A 24,451-nucleotide genomic window follows, 5' to 3' on the forward strand; every position below is an offset into this window, starting at 1 on the left:
GTTTCGCCAATCCTACGACTGCGAGTTCCTCGGCCTGCAATAGCTGGACCAAAATATAGCAAGACGTTGTGGATGCCTACGGAACTGCCTCCCATAACCCGAAAATGATGGATCAGGTTCGACCAGTCGCCATGCTTTTTGATGTACGCTACACAAATACCAATTCTCTATCAAGCCAACATTCGAATAAGGTTTTTTTGAACCGGAGCTTGCGTGACGATTGATGTTATCTCGAGGAATGTTTTAAACACGTCAAAATCGCCACATCCCGCGAGTGAGTTGTGGTTATGAAAATTCTTGCGGGCACATTGTAATAAAAATGCATTGCTAATTTTAAAATTTCCTCCTCAATTTCCCGCTCGAGAAAGGTGAGGCGATTCGGAACTTGGGCTGATTGCAAGTGCATGTCTGGAATATGGGGTTGGTGGGCAAGCACACCTTGTCCCAGTCGTTCCGAGGTCAACGTTGACTTCGACAAAATTGATTTAAGGCCTGAAGAATGACGATAGACGAGTTGCGAGTGCATCTGGCGCACTTAATTGAAACATACGCGCAGGACTCCACGATGCGTTCCAAATTGATGAGTCTCGTCGCGCGCGACGATGTTCCCGTTAAATATATTCTGGAGAAAATCACATCCTCATTGTCACATGTGATTTCCGCGAACGACGAGGTTACCCTAAAAGATATCGTATTCTATTTTTGCTGAGCGCTAAGGTCTGCTTGATCGGTCGGTCAGGTGCTTTTCTGGTAGCTTGCTCAAATATCCCTCGTCGGCAAATAGATTCAGAATTCGAACACGGCGAATGAACATAACACTATTGACTTGTCTGCGCTCGGAAAAGCGTTCCACGGATGTTCCCGCACTCCGGTCGCAAGACCGAATCGATACTAGTCTGGAGCGATCCCGCAGATTTATGGGGGGATTACCATCATGAAGACCCACGCTGCACGTGGGTTTATCAGTTCGCAGAGATTTCCTGTCGGCTTCGCCCTCGGTTCGGTCAACGTGGACGTCGGTGACCGCACCGTGGTGGCACTGGTGACGAAGCCAAGCGACACGGGCATGGTCTCTGCAGGAACCCTCAATGCTGCCTGCACCCGGTCGCTGGTGGCGACGAATACGGCCCGATTCCGACCGCGTGAAGTAAACTACGCGGTCACGACGCGCGGAGTCGCCGGAAGCGTCGCGTTTCACGCGGCGCTTTTGCATTTCTGCGACGACCATTGCATCCCTTCCAACGCGAATTCCAGCCGCGCGTTTTGCGTGGCGATCGAGCCAACGATGTCCCGACTCTCTTCGTTTCCGCTTCATTCGCGCCTGTCGCATGCGGTCTGCTGCGCGCTCGCGGCCGCGGCGCTCGGCGGCTTTGCCGCACCTGCCACGGCGGCTGGCGCAAGTGATGCCGCTGTGGCGTCCGTCGCCGCGTCCTCGGTGACGGTCCAGCCGGGCCAATCCCTCAACGACGTCGCGATTGCCGTTACGCAATCCCACGATCGGGGCGTGCTGGCGCGTGCGTCCCGCGCGCTGTTCGACGCGAATCCGCAAGCGTTCATGAAGCGCGATCCGAGCCGGCTAAGGCTCGGCGCAACGCTGACCGTGCCAGCGCTCGATGCGACCGGCGCCGTGCCGGCGCAGGAAGCGGCGGCGAGCGGTGTCGCGGGCGTGGGCGCTTCCGGTGGCGTTGCGGCATCGGGGGCAGCGTCGAGCGCAACGTCGGGGGGCGCCGCGCCGGCGAGTGCCACCCATGTCACTCCGGCGAGCAGCACGGCGCCGGCTGGCGCTTCTGCCGCCACGGCGGCAGCGGCGGCGCCTGAGCCCGCTTCCACGTTGCCGCCGGTCGGCGCGAGCGGGCTGCAGACGTCGGGCGGGGCGATTCAGTCGGCGTCGGCGGCCAGCGATGCGACCGCGCCATTGGCGTCCGGCGCCGCGTCGCAGGTCGCGGCGAGCGGCGTGCAGCCGGCGAATCCCGTACCGACGCCCGCGCCTGCATCTTCCGCCCAGATCGATTGGCGCGTCGCGTCCGCAGTGGGCGTGGCGGTCGCCGTGCTGCTCGTGGGCTTCGTGACGCGCATCCGCCGGAAGGCGCCGCAGACGGAGCCGGACACCGGTTCGACCGCGAGCGGCGGCGAGCGGGCGAAGCTGCGCGTTGTGCATGATTCGGCACATGATTCGCCGCAGGATTCGCCGCACGACGACGCGGCCGGCACGATGGCCGGCGCATCGTCGGCGGATGGACAAACCGCGCCGCCCGGCGCGGCGGCCGCGGCGGCGCGCGCGATCGTGGCGTCCGATCGCGAGCTGGCGTCGCATGCGCACGAGCAGCCGCCTGCCGGTGCGCAACCGGCATCGCCCGGCGCGGATCACCATACTGCGCCGGGTTCCGTCGGCGCGTCGGCGACGCCTCCCGAAGCCAATTCGGAACATGAGTTTCCGGCCGATGCGGTTGCCGCGATGGGCAGCGTCGACATGCCGTTGCCGCCGAGAGTGCAGAGCGATCCGACGGCGCCGGCCGGCGCCGCACGCGATGCCGGCACGCATTTCACCGAGGGTGAAAAGGCAACTAACGGTCAATCCACCCCGCGCCCGCCCATTGAGGACGAGGATCCGACCCCAAACATCGCTGAAAAGCAGGGGAACGACGCGCATACCACGGCCGCCGCGCGTTCGGCTCACTGGCAGCGCGTGCAGTATGACGACGATGTCGACGACGACACCGACTCGCCGGCCCCCGACTCGCCGCTGCGCTCCTCCACGCCGCTCGGCGGCGCGCCATTCGCCGCGCTGAAGCTCGATTTCGACCTCGATCTGCCGTCGTCCCCGAGCGAAGTGACCGCCGCGTTCACGCCCGACGAACTCGCGCGCATCGCGCGCAACAAGCTGGACCTCGCGGCCGAATACGTCGAGCTCGGCGACCTGTCGGGCGCCCGCACGCTGCTGCAGGAAGTCGCCGACGCGAACGACGCCGGCACCCGCGACGACGCGCGCGCGATGCTCGCGAAACTGGCGGACCGTTCGTGATGCGGATCGCGCTGGGCATTCAGTACGACGGCGCGGCGTTCTGCGGCTGGCAATCCCAGCCGCACGGCAAAACCGTCCAGGACGCACTCGAGCACGCACTCGCAAAATTCGCGCAAACGCGGCTGCACACGACGGTCGCCGGCCGCACCGACACCGGCGTGCACGGTCTCGGCCAGGTCGTGCATTTCGACACCGAGCTCGACCGAGCGGACTTCTCGTGGGTGCGCGGCACGAACGCGTTCCTGTCGTCGACCGTCGCGGTGCAGTGGGCGAAGCCGATGCCGGATGCGTTCCACGCGCGCTTCGCGGCGTTCGAGCGCACGTATTACTACGCGCTGTACGTGCATCCAGTGCGCTCGCCGATGCTCGCCGGCCGAGCGGGCTGGGTGCACACGCCGCTCGACGACGATGCGATGCGCGCCGCCGCCGCGCATCTGATCGGCGAGCACGACTTCTCCGCGTTCCGGTCGTCGGAATGCCAGTCGAAGACGCCGGTCAAACACCTGTATCAGATCGACATTCGCCGCGCCGGCGATTTTCTGCACTTCCGGTTCCGTGCGAACGCGTTCCTGCACCACATGGTGCGTAACCTGATGGGCTGCCTCGTCGCGGTCGGGCGCGCCCGCTATCCGGTCGACTGGCTCGCGGACGTGCTGGCCGGGCGCGACCGCAACCGCGCGGCGCCGACGTTCATGGCCGACGGGCTCTATCTCGCGCGCGTCGGCTACCCGGCGGAATTCGCCGTTCCGCCCGCGCAGCTCGGCAGCGTGCCGTGGAGCGGCGTCTGGGCCGATCTCGATCAACCGACAGAGCAACCGACCGACCAACCGACATGACGGACACCGCTTCCTCTCAACTTCCCGCCGCCGCCGACGCCGCCTCCAACGCCGCCGTCCCCGCGCTCCCGCCGCGCACGCGGATCAAGCTCTGCGGGCTGTCGCGCCCGGAGGACGTCGCGCACGCTGCCGCGCTCGGCGCCGACGCGATCGGCCTGGTGTTCTACCCGAAGAGCCCGCGCGCGGTGACGATCGCGCAGGCGGCCGAGCTGGCGCGGCACGTGCCGCCGTTCGTGTCGATCGTCGGGCTGTTCGTGAACGCGACCGCCGATGAGATCGGCGAGGTGGTGCGCGACGTGCCGCTGACGCTGCTGCAGTTCCACGGCGACGAAACCCCCGAGCAATGCGACGCGCTCGGCCGGGCGGCCCGGCTGCCGTGGCTGCGCGCGGTGCGCGTCGGGCCCTCGACGCAGACGGCCGATTTGGTAGAATCGGCACTTCACTATTCGCAAGCGCGCGGCCTGCTGTTCGACACCCTCGTGCCGGACTACGGCGGCAGCGGCAAGGTCTTCGATTGGTCACTTATTCCTGCAGAGCTCGCGCGTCGGGCCGTTTTGAGTGGTGGGTTGAACGCGCAAAACGTCGGTGACGCGATCCGTCAGCTGCGCCCGTTCGCGGTCGATGTCTCCAGCGGCATCGAGGTGCCGGGCGCAAAGGGCGTGAAAGATCACGCCCGGATGGCGGCGTTCGTGCGCGCGGTGCGCGACGCGGACGCCCGGTGATGCAAGCTGGTGCGCGGCGCGACTGAACGAGCGCGCGCACCGCCCGATCGAGAGTGACATCATGTACAACCTTCCCGATGATCGCGGCCATTTCGGCCCGTATGGCGGCACGTTCGTCGCCGAAACGCTGGTCCACGCGCTGGACGAGCTCCGCGCCGAATACGCGAAATACCAGAACGACCCCGATTTCGTCGCCGAATTCCAGCGCGAGCTGAAGCACTTCGTCGGCCGTCCGTCGCCGATCTATCACGCGAAACGCTGGAGCGACACGCTCGGCGGCGCGCAGATCTACCTGAAGCGCGAAGACCTGAATCACACCGGCGCGCACAAGATCAACAACGTGATCGGCCAGGCGCTGCTCGCGAAGCGGATGGGCAAGCGCCGCGTGATCGCCGAAACCGGCGCGGGCCAGCACGGCGTCGCGACCGCGACGATCTGCGCGCGCTTCGGCATGGAGTGCGTCGTCTACATGGGTTCCGAGGACGTGCGCCGCCAGGCCGCGAACGTCTACCGGATGAAGCTGCTCGGCGCGACCGTCGTGCCCGTCGAATCCGGCTCGCGCACGCTGAAGGACGCGCTGAACGAAGCGATGCGCGACTGGGTCACGAACATCGAGAACACGTTCTACATCATCGGCACGGTCGCGGGCCCGCACCCGTATCCGATGATGGTGCGCGACTTCCAGCGCGTGATCGGCGACGAGTGCAAGGTGCAGATGCCCGAAATGATCGGCCGCCAGCCGGACGCGGTGATCGCGTGCATCGGCGGCGGCTCGAACGCGATGGGGATCTTCTACCCGTACATCGAGGACACGTCGGTCAAGCTGATCGGCGTCGAAGCCGCCGGCGACGGGATCGAAACCGGCCGCCACTCGGCGTCGCTGCTCGCCGGCACGCCGGGCGTGCTGCACGGCAACCGCACGTATCTGCTGCAGGACGAGAACGGCCAGATCATCGAGACGCATTCGGTGTCGGCGGGCCTCGACTATCCGGGCGTCGGCCCCGAGCACGCGTGGCTCAAGGACACCGGCCGAGCGCAGTACGTGAGCATCACCGACGACGAGGCGCTGGCCGCGTTCCACGACTGCTGCCATATCGAGGGGATCATCCCGGCGCTCGAATCGAGCCACGCGATCGCGTATGCGACGAAGCTCGCGCCGACGCTGCCGAAGGACCAGATCCTGCTCGTGAACCTGTCCGGCCGCGGCGACAAGGACATGCACACGGTCGCCGAACGCGCGGGCATCACGCTCTGAGCGCCGGCCGATGCGTGACCTGATCGAAGAGCCGGCGGGCGGCGCGGCGAGCGCGGACGCGGTGGATGCCGCCTGTCCGCTGCCTGCGCCGCCCGCACCGCCCGCCGGCATCGCGTTGCACAACCGCGATTTCCTGACCGAAGCCGCGCGCCTGCCGGATGCGTCGATCGATCTGATCGTCGCCGATCCGCCGTACGGGCTCGGCAAGGACTACGGCAACGATTCCGACAAGCTCTCGGGCGACGCGCTGCTCGCGTGGACGCGCGAGTGGCTCGAGCTCGCGATTCCGAAGCTCAAGCCGACGGGGTCGTTGTACGTGTTCTGCACGTGGCAGTACGCGCCCGAGATCTTCAGTTTCCTGAAGACGAAGCTCACGATGATCAACGAGATCATCTGGGACCGGCGCGTGCCGAGCATGGGCGGCACGACGCGCCGCTTCACGTCGGTGCACGACAACATCGGGTTTTTCGCGGTATCGAAGGCGTACTACTTCGATCTCGATCCGGTCCGCATCCCTTATGACGCCGATACGAAGAAGGCCCGCTCGCGCAAGCTGTTCGAAGGCAGCAAGTGGCTCGAGGTAGGCTACAACCCGAAGGACGTCTGGTCGGTCTCGCGCCTGCACCGGCAGCACGCGGAGCGCGTCGACCACCCGACCCAGAAGCCGCTCGAGATCGTCGAGCGGATGGTGCTGTCGAGCTGCCCGCCGGGCGGCCGCGTGCTCGATCCGTTCATGGGCAGCGGCACGACGGCGGTGGCCTGCGCGCGGCACGGGCGCGACTTCGTCGGCTATGAGATCAACGAAAGCTATTGCGCGATCGCGCGCGAGCGCGTGTCGGCACTCGGCGCCCGCTCCGCGCAGGCGGGCGCGTGACGCCCGCCGCCGAAACGCGAACGCATCCAGGAAAAATTGCCATGTCCCGCATCCAGCAGATTTTTGCCGCACTCACCGAACAGGGCCGCAAGGGCCTGATTCCGTTCATCACCGCCGGCGACCCCGATCCGGCGAAAACCGTCGACTTCATGCACGCGCTCGCCGAAGGCGGCGCGGACGTGATCGAGCTCGGCGTGCCGTTCTCCGACCCGATGGCCGACGGCCCGGTGATCCAGCGCTCGTCCGAGCGCGCGCTCGTGCGCGGCGTCACGCTGAGGAGCGTGCTCGCCGACGTGAAGCGCTTCCGCGAACGCGACCAGAAAACGCCCGTCGTGCTGATGGGCTACGCGAACCCGATCGAGCGGATGGGTGTCGATACGTTCGTCGCCGAAGCGAAGGCGGCGGGCGTCGACGGCGTGCTCGTCGTCGACTATCCGCCGGAGGAGGCGGTCGCGTTCGCGGAGCGGATGCGCGCCGAGCAGATCGATCCGATCTTCCTGCTCGCGCCGACGTCGACCGACGAGCGGATCGCCGAAGTCGGCAAGATCGCGAGCGGCTACGTGTATTACGTGTCGCTGAAAGGCGTGACCGGCGCCGGAAATCTGGATGTTGCGAGCATTGCGGGTAAAATCCCGGCGATCAAGGCGCGCGTGCCGGTGCCGGTCGGCGTCGGCTTCGGGATTCGCGACGCGCAGACGGCGCGCGCGGTCGCCGACGTGTCCGACGCGGTCGTGATCGGCAGCCGCATCGTGCAGCTGCTCGAGAGCGCGGCGCCGGAGCGTGCGGTCGGCGAGCTGAAGGCATTCATCGCCGAGCTGCGCGCGGCGCTCGACGGCGCGGCCGCATAACAGCACAACCAACAGAAGCGCGCCCGGGTGCATCCCGCCCGGGCCCGTCACGGAACAGGAAACCATACGATGAGCTGGCTCGACAAACTGTTGCCGCCGAGGATCAAGCAGACCGACCCGAAGAGCCGCAAGGGCATTCCGGAAGGGCTGTGGATCAAGTGCCCGTCCTGCGAGGCCGTGTTGTATCGCAATGACGTGGACGAGAATCAGCACGTCTGCCCGAAGTGCGATCACCACATGCGGATCGGCGCGCGCGAGCGCCTCGACGCGCTGCTCGATCCGGAAGGCCGCTACGAGATCGGCCAGGAGATCGTGCCGGTCGACTCGCTGAAGTTCAAGGACAGCCGCAAGTATCCGGATCGCCTGAAGGAAGCGGTGGACGACACCGGCGAGACCGACTCGATGGTCGTGATGGGCGGCGCGATCCACACGCTGCCCGTCGTCGCCGCGTGTTTCGAGTTCGCGTTCATGGGCGGCTCGATGGGCTCGGTCGTCGGCGAGCGCTTCACGCGCGGCGCGCAGAACGCGCTCGAGCAGCAGGTGCCGTTCATCTGCTTCGCGGCGTCGGGCGGCGCGCGGATGCAGGAAAGCCTGCTGTCGCTGATGCAGATGGCGAAGACCACCGCGATGCTGACGAAGCTGTCGGAAGCGAAATTGCCGTTCATTTCGGTGCTGACCGATCCGACGATGGGCGGCGTGTCCGCGAGCTTCGCGTTCCTCGGCGACGTCGTGATCGCCGAGCCGAAGGCGCTGATCGGCTTCGCGGGCCCGCGCGTGATCGAGCAGACCGTGCGCGAGAAGCTGCCGGAAGGCTTTCAGCGCGCCGAATTCCTGCTGAAGACGGGCGCGATCGACATGATCGTCGACCGCCGCAAGTTGCGCGGTGAGATCGCGCAACTGCTCGCGCTGCTGCAGCGCCAGCCGGCCGACGCGCTGGCCTGACGCGCAGGCAACGGTCGCGAGTTGGTCGTAGAATTCGCGTCGCCGAGACGACTCGGCGGCGCGTTTCGTTTTTTGGGCGGTGTCGCCCCGTTTCACGAATTGACCCGATGAGCACTTTTCCCACTCTCGACGCGTGGCTTTCGCATCTCGAAAGCGCGCACCCGGTCGGCATCGACATGGGCCTGACCCGCATCGGGCAGGTCAAGGCGGCGCTCGGCCTCGAATTCGCGTGCCCGGTGATCACGGTCGGCGGCACGAACGGCAAGGGCTCGACCTGCGCGTTCATCGAGACGATCCTCGTGCGCGCCGGCTACAAGGTCGGCTGCCACACGTCGCCGCATCTGCTCGAATTCAACGAGCGGGCGCGGGTGAACGGGGAGAACGTGACCGACGACGCGCTGCTGCCGCACTTCGAGGCGGTCGAGGCGGCGCGCATGTCGCTGCCGGAGCCGGTGTCGCTCACGTACTTCGAATTCACGACGCTCGCGATCCTGCATCTGTTCGCGGCACGCGGGCTCGACGCGGTGATTCTCGAAGTCGGCCTCGGCGGCCGGCTCGATGCGGTGAACATCGTGGACACCGATTGCGCGATCATCACGAGCATCGACATCGACCACACCGAATATCTCGGCGACACGCGCGAGAAGATCGCATTCGAGAAGGCCGGGATCTTCCGGTCGGGCAAGCCCGCGATCTGCGGCGACCCGGCCGCGCCGCGGACGCTCGTCGACCACGCGCAGGCGATCGGCGCCGATCTGTGGCTCGTCGGCCGCGATTTCCGCTACGAGGCGCAGGCGGGCGCGGAGCGGCAGCAGTGGAGCTACATCGGCCGTGACAAGCGCTACCCGGCGCTCGCGTATCCGGCGCTGCGCGGCGCGAATCAGCTGATCAACGCGTCGGCGGCGCTCGCCGCGCTCGAGGCGCTGCGCGACCGGCTGCCGGTGTCCGCGCAGGACATCCGGCTCGGGCTCGCGAACGTCGAGCTGCCGGGCCGCTTTCAGGTGCTGCCGGGCAAGCCGGCGATCGTGCTCGACGTCGCGCACAATCCGCACGCGGCCGCGGTGCTCGCGCAGAACCTCGGCAACATGGGCTACTTTCCGTACACGTACGCGGTGTTCGGCGCGATGCACGACAAGGATATCGCCGGCGTGCTGAAGCACCTGAAGGGCGAGATCGACCACTGGTGCGTGACCGATCTGCCGCTGCCGCGCGCGGCGTCCGCCGGGCAACTGGAGGCCGCGCTGCGCGACGCGGGCGTCGAGGACGGGCCGGACAGCAGCGTGACGCGGTTCGCGTCGCCGGCCGACGCATTTCGCGAAGCGCGGAAAAGAACATCCGACGATGATAGAATCGTGGTTTTCGGCAGTTTCTATACGGTAGCCGGTGTGATGGCCTACCGAAAATCGCAGCAACATTGACGGGCACGGAATCAGCCATTCATGGGAATTTTCTCGTTCGGCAAAAAAGACGAAGACGCGCCCGTTCGGCGCGGCAGCCGCACCGGGGGTACCCGGAACGCTCGCACCGAGCGCGTCGAACGCCGTTCGCGCCGCACCGAGCGCCCGGAATCCGACGCGCTTCTCCTTGATCCGACCCTCCCTGAAAAGCAACGTGCGCGCCGCCGGCTCGTCGGCGCGATCGCGCTCGTCGTCGCCGCCGTCGTCGTGTTGCCGATGGTGCTCGATTCCCATCCGAAGCCGGTGACCGACGATATCGCGATCGACATCCCGAACCGGCCCGCGCATCGCGCGGCCGCGTCGCGTGACGACTCGGGCGATGCGGCTGATGCGGCCGATGCATCCGATACGCAGGCGGGTGTCGCGCACGACGCGCCGCCGGCGTCCGACGCGACGACGACGACGGCCGCCGCGCCGGTGCCCGCGCCCGTGACGAAGACGCCGGCCGCGCCGGCGCCGGCACCGGCCGTGAACACGACGACCGCGCCGACGACCGCGACGAACACAACGACCGCGACGCCCGCGACGCCCGCGACGACCGCGACGACCGCGAGCGCCACGCCGAAGAAGGCCGCGAAGAAGCCGGCCGCGCCGGCTCCCGCGCCGATGACGGTGCAGCCGGCCGCGGCCGCCGACGCGTCGGGCACGGACGGCGGCGACTCCGCCACCGCGACGCCGTCGTCGCCGGCGGGCGCGCGTTTCGCGTTGCAGCTCGGCTCGTTCAAGAGCGAGGCGGCGGCGAAGGCCTGGGCGAAGAAGCTGAAGGATGCGGGCGTGCCCGCGTACACCGAGCACGGCAAGCAGGCTGACGGCAGCGCGGCTACACTGTTGCGCGCGGGCCCGTTCGCGGATCGACAGGCGGCGTCGGCCGCGATCGCGAAGGTTCGCGAGGCGGGAATGGCCCAATAACGCATGCTGACGGCTTTCGACTACGCTGTATTGGCGGTCATTGCATTATCGGCGCTGCGCGGTGCATGGCGCGGCTTCGTCTCCGAGGTGTTCGGGCTGATCGGCTGGATCGCGGCGGTGATCATCGCGAGCCGCTACGTCGGGCTCGTCGTGCCGTACATTCCGGCCAACTGGCCGGGCGGCGCGCTGACGCAGTGGGTGGTTGCGTTCGCCGCGCTCGTGATCGGCGTCGTGTTCGTCGCCGGCGTCGCGAACGCGCTGCTGTCGCGGCTCGCGCAGGCGACGGGGCTCGGCGGCATCGATCGCTCGCTCGGGATGATGTTCGGTCTGGTCCGGGGCGCGCTGCTCGTCGTATTGCTGGTGGCGGCCGCCGGATTCACCGAGCTGCCGAAACAGGATTTCTGGCGCAATGCGCTTTTGCGTCCGCTGGCCGAACAGGGTGTGCACGAGCTGAAGACGCTCCTGCCCAGCGGCATGGCCCAGTACATACGCGTCTGACGACGCGTTCGGCCGGGACGGAACGGTTTTTGTATTCTTGAAGGACATGCCATGTGCGGCATCGTAGGTGTTATCTCCCAGTCCCCGGTCAACCAGCTGATCTATGACAGCCTGCTGCTGCTGCAGCATCGCGGCCAGGACGCAGCCGGCATCGCGACGGCGGACGGCAGCAATTTCCATATGTACAAGGCGAACGGCATGGTGCGCGACGTGTTCCGCACGCGCAACATGCGCAGTCTGCCCGGCACGTACGGGATCGGCCAGGTGCGGTATCCGACGGCCGGTTCGGCGTCGAGCGAAGCCGAGGCGCAGCCGTTCTACGTGAACGCGCCGTTCGGCATCTGCCTGTCGCACAACGGCAACCTGACGAACTGGAAGCAGCTGAAGGACGAGATGTTCCGGATCGACCGCCGGCACATCAACACGAACTCCGACAGCGAGGTGCTGCTGAACGTATTCGCGCACGAGCTGCAGCTGTCGACGACGGGCCTCGAGCTGGATCCGGCCTCGGTGTTCAAGGCGGTCGCGGGCGTGCACCGCCGCGTGCAAGGGTCGTATGCGATCGTGTCGCTGATTTCCGGCTACGGGCTCCTCGCGTTCCGCGATCCGTTCGGCATCCGTCCGCTCTGCATCGGCAAGCTCGAGACCGAGCAGGGCACCGAGTGGATGGTTGCGTCGGAATCGGTCGCGGTCGAGGGCATCGGCTTCGAGTTCGTCCGCGACGTGCTGCCGGGCGAAGCGATCTTCATCGATCAGGCCGGCAACTTCCACAGCCAGCAGTGCGCGGAGCATCCGAGCCTCAATCCGTGCATGTTCGAATACGTGTATCTCGCGCGCCCGGACTCGTGCCTCGACGGCGTGCCGGTCTACAACGTGCGCCTGCGGATGGGCGACTACCTCGCGGAGAAGATCAAGCGCGAGCTGCCGAACGTGCCGATCGACGTCGTGATGCCGATTCCCGATTCGTCGCGGCCGGCGGCGATGCAGGTCGCCGCGAAGCTCGGCGTCGAGTATCGCGAGGGCTTCTTCAAGAACCGCTACGTCGGCCGCACGTTCATCATGCCGGGTCAGGCGGTGCGCAAGAAGTCGGTGCGCCAGAAGCTGAACGCGATGAGCATCGAGTTCAAGGACAAGCACGTGCTGATCGTCGACGATTCGATCGTGCGCGGCACGACGTCCCACGAGATCGTGCAGATGGCGCGCGACGCGGGCGCGAAGTCGGTGATCTTCGCGTCGGCCGCGCCGCCGGTGAAATATCCGAATGTGTACGGGATCGACATGCCGACGCGCGGCGAGCTCGTCGCGCACGGCCGCACCGACGAGGAGGTCGCGAAGATCATCGGCGCCGATCACCTGATCTATCAGGACGTCGACGACCTGCGCCGCGCGGTGCGCGACATCAACCCGAAGCTCGATCGCTTCGAGGCGTCGTGTTTCGACGGCGAGTACATCACCGGCGACGTGACGCCCGAGTACCTCGATTCGATCGAGCGTGCGCGCCTGACGCCGGCGTCGCAGGCCGACCGCGACACCGGCGGCGACGGTGCCGGCGCCGCGCGTTCGCAGATGAACCTGCAGTTGTCGGTCGAGTAAGCGAAGGCGGGGGCCGCCGGCCCGAGTCGATCGCTGCCGTACCCGCACGAAGCCCGCTGATGCCGACGCACAGCGGGCTTTTTAGTGGGCCGCCCGCCGTGCGCGGTCTCGGACGCCGTCGATTTAAGAAACTTTAACGTTTTGGTCGGTGCGTGGCGGCCGCAATCGCCGATCGGACGGACTGCTCAAGATTTCTTCCGTTGTCCGGATAAAGCGTGTTGCGATTCGCTCGCTAACATGGCTGGTCTTCGATCGCCGGAAGAAGTCCATGCCCACCGTTCAGCCGGAAAACGTCGGCGCCACGCGCGCCGTGAAGGTGCCATTCCCGAAAATCGATCGGCATGTGCTGCCGCTGCTGACGATCTGCTATGTGATCGCCTTTCTCGATCGCATCAACATCGGTTTCGCACAGTTGCAGATGAAGCAGTCGCTGCCGTTCGGCGACACCGTCTACGCGACGGGCGCCGGCATCTTCTTCGTCGGCTACCTGCTGTTCGAGGTGCCGAGCAACCTGATGCTGGAGCGCATCGGCGCACGCAGGACGCTGTTGCGCATCATGGTCTGCTGGGGGTGCGTCGCCTGCGCGATGATGTTCGTGCGGACGCCGGCGCAGTTCTACGTGCTGCGCTTCCTGCTCGGCGTGTTCGAAGCCGGATTCTTTCCCGGCGTGATTCTGTATCTGACCCAGTGGTATCCGGGCGCGCGGCGCGCGAGGGCGATCTCGATCTTCATGATCGCGACGCCGCTCGCCGGCGTGATCGCCGGCCCCCTGTCCGGCTGGATCATGAAATTCATGGATGGCGCGCTCGACCTTCACGGCTGGCAATGGCTTTTCCTCGTTCAGGGGATGCCCGCGCCGATTCTCGGCATCGTCGCGTACTTTTTGCTGGCGGACCGGCCGGAACATGCGAAATGGCTCAGCGATCCGGAGAAGCGCGCGCTGCTCGACCTGTTGCGTCGGGAAACCGCAGACAGGGCAGACACGGCGGCCGCCGGCCACGGGGCGCTGCGCGCGCTGGTGCGCGATCCGGGGGTCTATACGCTGTCGTTCGCGTACGCGCTGTTCGTCGGCGCGAGTTACGCGATCGGGTTCTGGATGCCGACGCTGATCAACAGCTGGGGCGTGGGGGACGTGTTCGCGGTCGGCGTGCTGGCCGCGCTGCCGGCGCTCGCGGGGGCGGTCGGCATGGTGCTGATCGGCCGCAGCTCGGATCGGCGGCAGGAGCGCAGAGGCCATTTTCTGCTGGCGATCGGCTTTGCGTCGCTCGGCCTGCTGCTGACGCTGTTCGCCGAGGGCCTGCTCGTCTGGTCCCTCGCGTCGCTGGCGATATGCTCGATCGGTAAATCGTCGATGACGCCGCTGTTCTTCACGATGGTCAGCGAGTATGTGCCGAAGCAAGCCGCCGCCGGCGGCATCGCGCTGATCAGCAGTCTCGGCAACGTCGGCCCGGCGATCATGCCTTCGATCACCGCGTGGATCGTTGCGGCCGCGGATTCGCCGGTGCCGGGCCTGCTGTTTCTCGTCACGCTTTATCTCGTGGCCGGCGCGATCGTATTGCGCGCGACGCGATCCACCGCGGCCGCTGCCGCGATGCCGTCGAGCCGTTCGTGACGCAAGCGGAGCCGTGACGCAAGCTGAGCGCCCGCTTGCGGGCCGCCGGATCACGCGCGGCGCAGGTCGTCGACCATCCAGCGCAGCGTGTCGTCGAGCGGCGTGACCGGCAGCTCGCCGATCGCGCGGCGCAGCTTGTCGCGCGAGCCGCGCAGCATCTTCACCTCGTTCGCGCGCACGAAACGCGGATCGATCGTCACGTCGATCACGTAGCCGGCGATCCGTGCGAGCATCGCGAGCACTTCCTTCAGCGCATATGCGTGTTCCGAGCAGACGTTGAACGTCTCGCCCGCGGGCGCGGCTTCGACGAGCCGCAGATACGTGGCCGTCACGTCGCGCACGTCGGAGAAATCGCGGCTCACGTCCAGATTGCCGAGCGAGATGCGCGGCGCGCCGCGCGCGTAGTGCGCGACGAGCTTCGGCAGCAGATACGCGTCGCCCTGGCCGACGCCCGTGTAGTTGAACGGGCGCGCGATCACGATCGGCAGGCGGTCGAGCCACAGCTTCGCCACATATTCCATCGCGAGCTTGCTGACCGCGTAATCGTTCGCGGGCGACGGCGGCACCGCTTCGTCGAGCACGCCGCCGGTCGCGTTGCCGTACACGTTCGCGCTGCTCGCGAGCAACACGGCCGACGGTCGCCGGTCGAGGCCCGCGAGCGCCGCGAGCAGGTTGCGCGTGCCGACGACGTTCACGAGGTAGGTCTGCCGCGGCTCGTCCTGCGCGACGTGCGCGCGTGCGGCCAGGTGCACGACCGCGTCGGGCCGCGCATCGGCGACGGCTGCATGCAGCGTGTCCGTGTCGAGCAGGTCGGCCGGCAGCAGCGTCGCGCGGCGCAGCACCGGATCGTCGGGCAGCGGCGCGCCCGGCGCGACCGTGCCCCATACGTCATAGCCGGCCGCTTCGAGACGTTCCGCCATGTAGCGGCCCGTGAAGCCGGCGATGCCGGTCACGAACGCGCGGCGGCCGGGCGCGCCGCGCGACGCCGGGCGGTCAGAACGTGTCATGGTGCCGGTTCCGCGTCAGATCCGCTTCGACCATCATCTGGCAAAGCTGTTCGAGCGTCGTCTTCGGTTCCCAGCCGAGCTGGCTTCTCGCCTTGTCCGCGCAGCCGATCAGCAGATCGACTTCCGCCGGACGATAGAACTTCGGATTCACTTCGACGAGCACGTCGCCGGTCGCCGCATTCAGGCCGCGCTCGTTCTCGCCCTTGCCAGTCCACTCGATCTGGTAGCCGGCCGCCGCGAACGCCATCCGCACGAAATCGCGCACGGTCTCGGTGCGGTTCGTCGCGAGCACGTAGGTATCGGGCTCGTCGGCCTGCAACATCCGCCACATCCCCTCGACGTATTCGAGCGCGAAGCCCCAGTCGCGTTTCGCGTCGAGATTGCCGAGCTCGACGCGCGTCGCCTTGCCGAGCTTGATCTTCGCGACGGTATCCGTGATCTTGCGCGTGACGAACTCGCGGCCGCGCAGCGGCGACTCGTGGTTGAACAGGATCCCGCTGCTGCCGAAGAGCCCATACGACTCGCGGTAGTTCACGGTCGTCCAGTGCGCGAACAGCTTCGCGACACCGTACGGGCTGCGCGGATAGAACGGCGTGGCCTCGGTCTGCGGAATCGACTGCACCTTGCCGAACATTTCGGAGGTCGAAGCCTGATAGAAGCGCGTGTTCGGACTGACCACGCGAATCGCCTCGAGCAGGTTCAGCGTGCCGAGGCCCGTGACTTCGGCGGTGGTGTTCGGCTGGTCGAACGACACGCCGACGAAGCTTTGCGCGGCGAGGTTGTACAGCTCGTCTGCCTGCGTGCGTTCGAGCAGGCGCAGGCTCGAGCCCGGGTCGGTCAGGTCGTGTTCGACGAGCGTCAGGTTCGGATGCGTGTCGACGCCGAGCTCGGCGATGCGCCAGAAGTTGACGGAGCTCGTGCGGCGGTACGTGCCCGTGACGCGGTAGCCCTTGTCGAGCAGCAGCTTGGTCAGGTAGGCGCCGTCCTGGCCCGATACCCCGGTGATGATGGCCTTGCGAGTGTGGCTCATGGCGGTTTCCTAGTCGAACGATGGAGAAGAAGTCAGGCGAGGCGCGCGCTTCACGCGGTGGTGCGGGTCACGACCGGCAGCGGCCGGCGCGCGGGGCCGCGCGTCAGGCGCCGCTCGAAGCCGTACCAGGTCGCGGTGGCGTACGCGAGCGTGATCGCGAATGCGAGCGCCGCGCTCGCGTAGCGGTTCAGATGCAGCGGCCATAGCGCGTACAGCACGCTCAGATGGATCAGGTAGATCGTGTAGCTGACCGTGCCGACGTAGACGAGCGCGGGGTGCGTCAGCACGCGCTGCACGATGCCGCGCCCGCGCAGCGCGATCACGACGATCGACGTGCAGAGCAGCAGCGAGATGCTGTACAGCATCGCGTTGGACAGCGGCGTGTTCGCCGCGCGAAAGCGCGGGTTCGACACGTGCAGCCAGCCGAGCGCGCCGAGCGCGGCGAGCGCGACGACGATCGCGAGCGGATAGAACGGCTCGAGTGCGCGCCGGTCGCGGCGCAGCGCGACCGCGAGCAGCGCGCCGGCGGCGAGCAGGTCCATCCGGAACGGCGTCAGGTAGTAGATCGGCCAGAACGACGCGAACCACGGCGTCGCGATCGCGCGCAGCACGGGTGCTGCGACGATCAGCGCGGCCGCGACCCACGCGAGCACGCGCTCCGGGCACAGCAGCACGACGAACGGCCAGAAGATGTAGAACTGCTCCTCGACCGCGAGCGACCACAGCACGTTCAGGCTGTCGTGACCGATGCCGCTGAGCGACAGCCCGATGTTCGTCGAGAAGAACGCGTACCACGGCCAGTAGTGCATCCAGCCGGCGCCGAACAGCAGCGTCGACACCGCGAGCAGCAGCCCGTACGGCGGCAGGATGCGCCGCGCGCGGCGGGCGTAGAAGTGCGCGAAGTACGACTGGCCGCGCGCCTTGCGCTCGAGCAGGATGCCGGTGATCAGCAGCCCGCTCAGCACGAAGAACAGGTCGACGCCGATCCACAGCGGCGCTTTCAGCGCGTGCTGCAGGAAGACCGCGGACACCGCGATCGCGCGCAGCCCGTCGAGCTGGACGATGCGTGCGTGGCGCGTGGGGTCGCCTGTGGCCGGTGCGTGAATGTCATCCATGCGTTTAAAAGGAATATCGAGTCGAAATCGATTCTAGGGAAAAGAAATCGGCAAAAAAACGCACGTCGATTCAATCGATCGAAATCGAAAATACCGATTCGGAGTACGAGCAATACGGGGTCGGTATGGAATCAATGCGCGACAGACGCGGCGATTCATCCGACGGAAGCGGCCAAAATGCCCGGCGAAACCCGGCATTTTGTGCGGATTCGGCGCGAGATCCGGTCGTTGTTGCCGGCTTTTCGTGCGATTCCGGATGGGGCGGGAGTCGATATTTCACGCAGAAACATCCAAAAATATTTCCCAATTTCTCGTGATTATTTTTGCTTGTAACCTGCATCGCGTCGTTTGAAACCTATTTAGCGATGCCGCGTTCGCGCGGCCCGCGATGCCGCTTCGCAAGCGTGCGCGCGGTACGGCATCGACATGCCGGATCGCTGGAGCAATGTTCTGGAGAGGCGCTTTGCGACGACCGATACTGGCTGGCATCACGATATGCGCGGCGCTCCTCGCGGGCGCCGCGGCGGCCGAGACGGTGCTGCCCGCGACGACCTCGTGGATCGGCAACACGTTCGGCTACGGCGACGGCACCTGGACGCAGATCGATATTCACGCGATCGCGGTGGCGCCCGACGGCAAGGTCTATACGAACGCGCCGTGGGACGAGAGCGGCGCGGAGGCGAGCGTCTATCAGGACGGCAAAATGCTCGGCTTCGCCGGCGGCACGCACGGCTGGGGCGATAGCGGCGGCAACGCGATCGCGGTGAACAGCAAGTACGTGTATATCGGCATCGGCGTCGGCAACGAGCGGGGCCGGCTCGTGGCGCCGGGCGTGTGGCCGGACAAGGGCCACCAGTGGTTCGGCATCTCGCGGCGCTCGATTGCCGATATGCGCGAGCCGGCGCCGTTGCGCAGCGTGAACGCACTGGATGCGCGTGCGACGGAAGTGCGCGCGCGGATGGCCGCGAGCTTTCTGATGGTCAACGACGTGCCGACGGGCACGAAGGCCGAGGTTGGCGGTCTCGCGGCCGACGACAGCACGCTCTTCGCGACCGATCCGATGCACGACGGCGTCGACGTGTACGACGCGCAGACGCTGCAGAAAAAGGGCGCGTGGAGCGCGCACGAGCCGGGCCGGATCGCGCTCGCGAACGACGGCACGCTGTGGCTGCTGACGGATACGCTGCACGGCCCCGCGCATCTCGGGCACTACCGCGCGGACGGCCGCCCGATCGACGACGCGCCCGTGTTGCCCGAGAACACCGACGCGGTCGACGTCGCGGTCGATGCGAAAGGTCGCGTGCTGATCGCGGACAACGGGCCGCGCCAGCAGATCCTGACCTTCTCGAAGAACGGCGGACGGTATGCGCCGAGCGGCGCGCTCGGCGAGCGCGGCGGGATTTTCTCCGGCACGCCGGGGCGGCCCGGGCCGCGGCGCTTCAACGGGCTGACCGGCGTCGGCGTCGATCGTGCGGGGAACGTCTACGTCGCGATGAACGGCGTCGGGCCGCGTCTCGGCACGACGGGCGCCGGCCTCGGTGCGGTGCTCGAAAGCTATGCGCCCGACGGTGCGCTGCGCTGGCAGGTGCAGGGGCTACTGTTCGTCGACGGCGCGTGGATCGATCCCGCGCGGCCGGACAGCGTCTATACCGGCAACAAGCGCTTCGAGCTCGATCTGTCGAAGCCGGCCGGCCAGGATTGGAAATACGTCGGATTCCTGTCGAACCGGTTCAGGTATCCGGACGATCCGGTGTTCGATACCGATCAGTGGCCCGGCACGCCGATCGCGCGGCGCATCGACGGCCATACGTTCCTCTATCTGACCGACATGTACGCGGATCACTTGAAGATCTACCGCTTCGATCCGAAGCGCGACGGCGAGACCGCGATTCCGTCGGGGCTGATCGCGGGCCGCGCGCGGCAGGTCGACAAGGTGCCGAACCGGCCGGCGGGCGGCGACTGGATCTGGCGCGACGCGAACGGCAACGGCCGCTTCGACGCGGACGAGTTCGAGAAGAACTCGTCCGGCAAGGGGCTCGCGGGCGGCTGGGGCTGGTGGGTCGACACGAACGGCGACATCTGGCGCACGAGCGACACGCGCGGCATTCATCGCTTCCGTTACGGCGGCATCGACAGGGCCGGCAACCCGATCTACTCGTATTCGAAGCTGACGACCTATCCGATGCCGCAGCCGTTCGTCGCGCTGCGCCGCGCGATCTACGAGCCGCGCACCGATTCGCTGTACGTGACCGGCTATACGGCCGACGCGCCGCCCGCGCCGGGGATCTCGAAGGAGGTCGGGCGCGTGCTGGTGCGCTACGACAAATGGTCGACCGGCTCGCCCGTCGCGCGCTACACGATCGCGCTGCCGTGGCAGCTCGACGCGAAACCGATCCTGACGCTTTCCAGCATCACGGTCGAGGGCCGTTACCTGTTCGCGGTCGAGCCGGTCGGCAAGATCCACGTGTATGACAAGGACACCGGCAGGGAAGTCGGCGTGATGAGCCCGGGGCCCGAAGTGGGGCGCGCGTCGGGCTGGGTCGACGTGCCGTTCGGCATCAGCGCGTTCAGGCGCGAGAACGGCGAGTACCTGGTGTTCGTCGAGGAAGATGCGCGCGGCAAGGTGCTGATGTATCGCTGGAAGCCGTGATCGTCGGTCGACGAACGCGCGCATCGGTTTTACCCCGTACAAGGCAGGAGCATGGACAAAGGGATTCTCAAGAACGTCGCCATCAATTTCTGCGGGCTGATATTGCCGACCTTCGTGTCGCTGATGACGGTGCCCGCGTACATCAAGGCGCTGGGCGTCGAGCGCTACGGCGTGGTGAGCCTCGTGTGGACGCTGATCGGTTATTTCGGGGTCCTGGATCTCGGGATGAGCATGGCCGCGCAGAACCACATCTCGAAGGCGCGCGCGAGCGGCGACGCCGAGGAAAGCGCGCGCGTGTTCTGGAGCGCGTTCTGGCTCAATCTCGGGACCGGCATCGTCGGCGGGCTGTTGATCTATTTCGGCGCGTTCATCTATACCGCGTACTTCACGAAGGTGTCGGCCACGCTGCAGCACGAGGTATATCGCGCGCTGCCGTGGCTCGCGGTCGCGATTCCGCTCGCGAACGTATCGTGGGTATTCGCGGGCTCGATCAACGGCGCCGAGCGTTTCGGCGTGTACAACACGAACCAGACGATCGGCACGTTCCTGTTCCAGATGCTGCCGCTCGCCGCCGCGTGGTGGATCGCGCCGAACCTGCAGACGGTGCTCGCGGCCGCGGTCGCCGCGCGCTTCATCGCCGCGCTGATGCTCGGCCACGGCGCGCTGAAGGTGCTCGGCATCCGCCGCATCGAGCCGCCTCAGTGGGGCACCGCGAAGGGGCTCTTCAACTTCGGCGGCTGGATGCTGATCGCGAGCACGACGAGCATGATCGGCGACACGCTCGATCGCGTGATGCTCGGCGGCGGCCTCGGCGCGAAGGCGGTCACGTACTACACGGTGCCGCAGAACCTCGTCCAGCGCCTGAACATGCTGCCGAACGCGCTCGTGCGCACGCTGTTTCCGCGTCTGTCGGCGGTCGGGCGCGATCATGCGGATTCGCTCGCGCGCCAGTCGCTCGAATTCCTGAACGGCGTGTTCACGCCGGTCGGCATCGTCGCGATCTTCGCGCTCGAGCCGTTCCTGAATCTGTGGGTCGGCCACGACATCGCGACGCTGTCCGCGCCGGTCGGGCGCGTGCTCGTGATCAGCGTGTGGCTCGTCGGGCAGGCGAGCGTCACGCGGATCCTGATCCAGTCGCAGGTCAACCCCGCGCGCGCGGCGCTCGCCGGGCTCGTCGAGATGCCGTTTTTCGTCGGCGGGCTGTGGTTCGGCATCCATCATTTCGGGCTGATCGGCGCGGCGGTGGTCGTCGCGATGCGCGCGCTCGTCGACTACGGTGTGCTGCTCTACCTGTCGGCGATCCGCATGCGGCCGATCGCGCTCGATATGGCCGCGCATCTCGTCTTCCTGCTGGCGAGCCTGTATCTCGCGCACGCATGGCCCGCGCTCGGCGAATCGATCGGCATGTGCGTCGTCGTGCTCGCGCTGAACGTCGCGTGGTCGCTGACGATGACGCCGGCGCTGCGCACGCTCGCACGCGGGCTGCTCGTGCGTCTCAACACGAGGAAAAGCACATGAATCGCGATTTGACGGAACATTTGACGGAACACGTGATCCAGAACACCGTTGCCGACGACGTGCGCGACATGCTGCGCCGCGCCGAGCGGGCGGAAACGCCGGACGCGCGCGAGGCGGCGGCGCCGCCGCTGCGCGTCGCGATCGTGCACGACTGGCTCGTCACGTATGCGGGCGCCGAGCGCGTGCTCGAGCAGATCATCGCGTGCTTTCCGGAGGCGGACCTGTTTGGCGTCGTCGATTTTCTCGACGACCGGACGTTCGTGCGCGGCAAGCGGGTGACGACGTCGTTCATCCAGAAGCTGCCGTTCGCGCGCACGAAATACCGCAGCTATCTGCCGCTGATGCCGCTCGCGATCGAGCAACTCGACGTGTCCAGTTACGACCTCGTGATCTCGAGCAGCCACGCGGTCGCGAAGGGCGTGCTGACCGGGCCGGACCAGGTGCACATCAGCTACGTGCATTCGCCGATCCGCTACGCGTGGGATCTGCAGCACCAGTATCTCGAGCAGTCGAACCTGACGCGCGGGCCGAAGTCGATGCTCGCGCGCATGATGCTGCATTACATCCGCAACTGGGACACGCGCACCGCGAACTCGGTCGATCGCTTCGTCGCGAACTCCGCGTTCATCGCGCGGCGGATCAGGAAGGTCTATCAGCGCGACGCGACGGTGATCTTTCCGCCGGTCGACGTCGAATCGTTTTCGCCGAATCCGGTCAAGGAGGATTTCTATCTGACCGCATCGCGGATGGTGCCGTACAAGAAGATCGATCTGATCGTCGATGCGTTCGCGCGGATGCCGGAGCGCAAGCTCGTCGTGATCGGCGACGGCCCCGAGATGCAGAAGATCCGCGCGAAGGCCGGGCCGAACGTCGAGATCATGGGTTATCAGCCGTTCGATGTGCTGCATGACCGGATGCGTCGCGCGAAGGCGTTCGTGTTCGCGGCCGAGGAGGATTTCGGCATCTCGGTCGTCGAGGCGCAGGCGTGCGGCACGCCGGTGATCGCGTACGGGAAGGGCGGCGCGCTCGAGACGGTGCGCGATCCGCGCTCGCACACGCAGCCGACCGGGCTGTTCTTCGACGCGCAGTCGGTCGAGTCGATCGTCGCGACGATCGACGATTTCGAGCGGGATCCGTCGCGGTTCACGCCCGATGCATGTCGTGAGAACGCGGAGCGGTTTTCCGCGGCCGATTTCCGGCGGCGCTTTCTCGAACACGTCGAGGACGCGTTGCCCGGCGCGACCGCGCGGCGCGGCGCCGTCGACGGCGCGCTCACGGCGATCGCACCGGGCGGCCCGGCCGCGCTCGTGCTCGACCAGAGCGGCGTGCTCGGCGGCGCGGAGCTGTCGCTGCTCGAAATCATGAAGCACATGCGCGTCAACGCCGACGTGGTGCTGTTCGACGACGGGCCGTTTCGCGCGGCGCTCGACGAGATCGGCGCGCGCGTCGACGTCGTCGGGCAGCGCGCGCTCGACGGCGTGCGCAAGCAGGGCGGCGTGTCGTGGCGTGCGGCGAAGGGGCTGGCGGCGCTCGTGCGCGACGTCGCGCGGCGCGCGAAGCGCGTCGAAGTGATCTATGCGAACACGCAGCGCGCGATGGTCGTCGCGGCGCTCGCCGGGCGAATCGCGCGCAAGCCGGTGGTCTGGCATCTGCGCGACATCGTCAGCGCCGAGCATTTCGGCCGCAAGCAACTGCTCGCGATCAAGCACTGCGCGCGGCTCGGCGTGACGAAGGTGATCGCGAACTCGGAAGCATCCGCACAGGCGTTCATCGCGCTGACGGGGTTCGATCGGAAGCGCGTCGAGGTCGTGTACAACGGCATTTCGGCCGAGCCGTTCGACGCGCTCGCGGGCATGACGCAGGCCGGGTTGCGTGCGCGCTTCGGGCTGCCGAAGGACGCGTGGCTCGTCGGCTCGTTCAGCCGCCTCGCGCACTGGAAGGGGCAGCACGTGCTGCTCGTCGCGGCCGCGAGCCATCCGGACATGCACGTCGTGTTCGTCGGCGCGCCGCTGTTCGGCGAGGACGAGTACGCGGCGCAGTTGCGCGACTACGTGAAGCGGCACGGAATGGACGACCGCGTGCATTTTCTCGGCTTTCAGCACGACGTGGCCGCGTGCATGAAGGCGGTCGACGCGATCGCGCATACGTCGATCACGCCGGAGCCGTTCGGGCGCGTGATCGTCGAAGGGATGCTCGCGCGCCGGCCGGTGGTCGCGGCGCGGGCGGGCGGTGTCGTCGAGATCGTCGAGGATGGCGAGAACGGGCTGCTGTGCGAGCCCGGCGATGCGCAGTCGCTCGCCGATGCGCTCGACGCGCTGCATACCGACAAGGCGCTGCGCGAGCGGCTCGTCGCGAGCGGGCTGGTGACCGCGCTGCGACGGTTCGGAACGAAGACGTACGTCGACGGTGTGCGGGAGATTCTCGCTCAGACCGCGAAGGTGGCCAAGCGCGGTTAAGCGTGGTTATGCGTGCTTATGCGTGGTTAAGCGCGAGTAGGGCAGGTGTCAGAAGCGACCGGCGCCCACGTCCGATCCGGACGTGGGCGCAAATTTTTATCTCGAGG

18 protein-coding genes are annotated in these 24,451 nt (G+C 67.0%); 15 read left to right on the top strand and 3 right to left on the bottom strand.

All coding sequences use genetic code 11. The annotated features are described in order from the left end of the window. Positions 1 to 934: 934 nt before the first annotated feature. The 12 genes from HZI36_RS01230 (at position 935) to HZI36_RS01285 (ending at position 14,568) form a co-directional block, all read left to right on the top strand. On the top strand, positions 935 to 3,022 hold the full coding sequence (locus HZI36_RS01230; RefSeq protein WP_343049917.1) for a FimV/HubP family polar landmark protein: 2,088 nt from the start codon (positions 935 to 937) through the stop codon (positions 3,020 to 3,022). Continuing rightward, complete coding sequence (gene truA, locus HZI36_RS01235; RefSeq protein WP_179400785.1) at positions 3,022 to 3,858, top strand: tRNA pseudouridine(38-40) synthase TruA; 837 nt, start codon at positions 3,022 to 3,024, stop codon at positions 3,856 to 3,858. The genes HZI36_RS01230 and truA overlap by 1 nt, the downstream gene beginning before the upstream one ends. Next, the gene (locus HZI36_RS01240; RefSeq protein WP_179401041.1) at positions 3,855 to 4,580 is read left to right on the top strand and encodes a phosphoribosylanthranilate isomerase; all 726 of its coding nucleotides are present in this window, start codon (positions 3,855 to 3,857) and stop codon (positions 4,578 to 4,580) included. Before truA ends, HZI36_RS01240 begins: the two co-directional genes overlap by 4 nt. Before the next feature lie 61 nt (positions 4,581 to 4,641). Next, positions 4,642 to 5,835, top strand: a complete 1,194-nt coding sequence (gene trpB / locus HZI36_RS01245; RefSeq protein ID WP_179400786.1) for a tryptophan synthase subunit beta — start codon at positions 4,642 to 4,644, stop codon at positions 5,833 to 5,835. A gap of 10 nt (positions 5,836 to 5,845) precedes the next feature. Continuing rightward, positions 5,846 to 6,709 (top strand): DNA-methyltransferase, encoded by an 864-nt coding sequence (locus HZI36_RS01250; RefSeq protein ID WP_179400787.1) that lies wholly within the window; start codon positions 5,846 to 5,848, stop codon positions 6,707 to 6,709. A gap of 41 nt (positions 6,710 to 6,750) precedes the next feature. After that, positions 6,751 to 7,557 carry a tryptophan synthase subunit alpha gene (gene trpA / locus HZI36_RS01255; protein WP_179400788.1) on the top strand — a complete coding sequence of 269 codons (807 nt, stop codon included), beginning with the start codon at positions 6,751 to 6,753 and terminating at the stop codon, positions 7,555 to 7,557. A gap of 69 nt (positions 7,558 to 7,626) precedes the next feature. Then, positions 7,627 to 8,499, top strand: a complete 873-nt coding sequence (accD, locus tag HZI36_RS01260; protein ID WP_179400789.1) for an acetyl-CoA carboxylase, carboxyltransferase subunit beta — start codon at positions 7,627 to 7,629, stop codon at positions 8,497 to 8,499. Positions 8,500 to 8,606: 107 nt separating this feature from the next. Beyond that, on the top strand, positions 8,607 to 9,917 hold the full coding sequence (gene folC / locus HZI36_RS01265) for a bifunctional tetrahydrofolate synthase/dihydrofolate synthase (RefSeq protein WP_179400790.1): 1,311 nt from the start codon (positions 8,607 to 8,609) through the stop codon (positions 9,915 to 9,917). Between the two features lie 21 nt (positions 9,918 to 9,938). Beyond that, on the top strand, positions 9,939 to 10,865 hold the full coding sequence (locus tag HZI36_RS01270) for an SPOR domain-containing protein (protein ID WP_179400791.1): 927 nt from the start codon (positions 9,939 to 9,941) through the stop codon (positions 10,863 to 10,865). A gap of 3 nt (positions 10,866 to 10,868) precedes the next feature. Next, positions 10,869 to 11,363, top strand: coding sequence for a CvpA family protein (locus tag HZI36_RS01275; RefSeq protein WP_179400792.1), 495 nt, complete (start codon positions 10,869 to 10,871; stop codon positions 11,361 to 11,363). A 51-nt stretch (positions 11,364 to 11,414) separates the two neighbouring features. Next, positions 11,415 to 12,956: an amidophosphoribosyltransferase gene (gene purF, locus HZI36_RS01280; protein ID WP_179400793.1), complete on the top strand. Its 1,542-nt coding sequence runs from the start codon at positions 11,415 to 11,417 to the stop codon at positions 12,954 to 12,956. A 268-nt stretch (positions 12,957 to 13,224) separates the two neighbouring features. Beyond that, a complete protein-coding gene (locus tag HZI36_RS01285) occupies positions 13,225 to 14,568 on the top strand; it encodes an MFS transporter (RefSeq protein ID WP_179400794.1) in 1,344 nt (447 codons plus the stop codon). A gap of 50 nt (positions 14,569 to 14,618) precedes the next feature. Here the strand turns inward: HZI36_RS01285 and HZI36_RS01290 are convergent, their stop codons facing one another. From HZI36_RS01290 to HZI36_RS01300, 3 genes are read right to left on the bottom strand one after another with little or no spacing between them, the layout of a single operon-like run. Beyond that, on the bottom strand, positions 14,619 to 15,575 hold the full coding sequence (locus HZI36_RS01290) for a GDP-mannose 4,6-dehydratase (protein WP_179400795.1): 957 nt from the start codon (positions 15,573 to 15,575) through the stop codon (positions 14,619 to 14,621). Continuing rightward, entirely contained in the window at positions 15,562 to 16,605 is a 1,044-nt protein-coding gene (gene gmd / locus HZI36_RS01295; RefSeq protein WP_179400796.1) for a GDP-mannose 4,6-dehydratase, read from the bottom strand. Before gmd ends, HZI36_RS01290 begins: the two co-directional genes overlap by 14 nt. 50 nt (positions 16,606 to 16,655) lie before the next feature. Continuing rightward, positions 16,656 to 17,720, bottom strand: a complete 1,065-nt coding sequence (locus tag HZI36_RS01300) for an acyltransferase family protein (protein ID WP_179400797.1) — start codon at positions 17,718 to 17,720, stop codon at positions 16,656 to 16,658. 445 nt (positions 17,721 to 18,165) lie between these two features. On the opposite strand from HZI36_RS01300, the gene HZI36_RS01305 reads away from it, so the two are divergent. The 3 genes from HZI36_RS01305 to HZI36_RS01315 are packed head-to-tail and all read left to right on the top strand — an operon-like array spanning position 18,166 to position 24,344. Then, positions 18,166 to 20,370, top strand: a complete 2,205-nt coding sequence (locus HZI36_RS01305) for an NHL repeat-containing protein (RefSeq protein WP_425485183.1) — start codon at positions 18,166 to 18,168, stop codon at positions 20,368 to 20,370. A 51-nt stretch (positions 20,371 to 20,421) separates the two neighbouring features. Beyond that, positions 20,422 to 21,888, top strand: a complete 1,467-nt coding sequence (locus HZI36_RS01310; protein ID WP_179400799.1) for a flippase — start codon at positions 20,422 to 20,424, stop codon at positions 21,886 to 21,888. Beyond that, positions 21,885 to 24,344 carry a glycosyltransferase family 4 protein gene (locus tag HZI36_RS01315; RefSeq protein WP_179400800.1) on the top strand — a complete coding sequence of 820 codons (2,460 nt, stop codon included), beginning with the start codon at positions 21,885 to 21,887 and terminating at the stop codon, positions 24,342 to 24,344. The genes HZI36_RS01310 and HZI36_RS01315 overlap by 4 nt, the downstream gene beginning before the upstream one ends. Positions 24,345 to 24,451: the final 107 nt, after the last annotated feature.

The sequence above is a fragment of the Burkholderia guangdongensis genome, assembly GCF_013403875.1.
GTDB classification, from domain to species: domain Bacteria; phylum Pseudomonadota; class Gammaproteobacteria; order Burkholderiales; family Burkholderiaceae; genus Burkholderia; species Burkholderia guangdongensis.

What these genes read in the sequence shown, in the direction of transcription:
- HZI36_RS01300 (WP_179400797.1), bottom strand. Translation starts at nt 17,720, where the DNA reads ATGGATGACATTCACGCACCGGCCACAGGCGACCCCACGCGCCACGCA.
- truA (WP_179400785.1), top strand. Translation starts at nt 3,022, where the DNA reads ATGCGGATCGCGCTGGGCATTCAGTACGACGGCGCGGCGTTCTGCGGC.
- HZI36_RS01315 (WP_179400800.1), top strand. Translation starts at nt 21,885, where the DNA reads ATGAATCGCGATTTGACGGAACATTTGACGGAACACGTGATCCAGAAC.
- HZI36_RS01275 (WP_179400792.1), top strand. Translation starts at nt 10,869, where the DNA reads ATGCTGACGGCTTTCGACTACGCTGTATTGGCGGTCATTGCATTATCG.
- HZI36_RS01240 (WP_179401041.1), top strand. Translation starts at nt 3,855, where the DNA reads ATGACGGACACCGCTTCCTCTCAACTTCCCGCCGCCGCCGACGCCGCC.
- HZI36_RS01310 (WP_179400799.1), top strand. Translation starts at nt 20,422, where the DNA reads ATGGACAAAGGGATTCTCAAGAACGTCGCCATCAATTTCTGCGGGCTG.
- HZI36_RS01230 (WP_343049917.1), top strand. Translation starts at nt 935, where the DNA reads ATGAAGACCCACGCTGCACGTGGGTTTATCAGTTCGCAGAGATTTCCT.
- accD (WP_179400789.1), top strand. Translation starts at nt 7,627, where the DNA reads ATGAGCTGGCTCGACAAACTGTTGCCGCCGAGGATCAAGCAGACCGAC.
- HZI36_RS01290 (WP_179400795.1), bottom strand. Translation starts at nt 15,575, where the DNA reads ATGACACGTTCTGACCGCCCGGCGTCGCGCGGCGCGCCCGGCCGCCGC.
- trpA (WP_179400788.1), top strand. Translation starts at nt 6,751, where the DNA reads ATGTCCCGCATCCAGCAGATTTTTGCCGCACTCACCGAACAGGGCCGC.
- HZI36_RS01285 (WP_179400794.1), top strand. Translation starts at nt 13,225, where the DNA reads ATGCCCACCGTTCAGCCGGAAAACGTCGGCGCCACGCGCGCCGTGAAG.
- HZI36_RS01305 (WP_425485183.1), top strand. Translation starts at nt 18,166, where the DNA reads ATGTTCTGGAGAGGCGCTTTGCGACGACCGATACTGGCTGGCATCACG.
- HZI36_RS01250 (WP_179400787.1), top strand. Translation starts at nt 5,846, where the DNA reads ATGCGTGACCTGATCGAAGAGCCGGCGGGCGGCGCGGCGAGCGCGGAC.
- folC (WP_179400790.1), top strand. Translation starts at nt 8,607, where the DNA reads ATGAGCACTTTTCCCACTCTCGACGCGTGGCTTTCGCATCTCGAAAGC.
- purF (WP_179400793.1), top strand. Translation starts at nt 11,415, where the DNA reads ATGTGCGGCATCGTAGGTGTTATCTCCCAGTCCCCGGTCAACCAGCTG.
- gmd (WP_179400796.1), bottom strand. Translation starts at nt 16,605, where the DNA reads ATGAGCCACACTCGCAAGGCCATCATCACCGGGGTATCGGGCCAGGAC.
- HZI36_RS01270 (WP_179400791.1), top strand. Translation starts at nt 9,939, where the DNA reads ATGGGAATTTTCTCGTTCGGCAAAAAAGACGAAGACGCGCCCGTTCGG.
- trpB (WP_179400786.1), top strand. Translation starts at nt 4,642, where the DNA reads ATGTACAACCTTCCCGATGATCGCGGCCATTTCGGCCCGTATGGCGGC.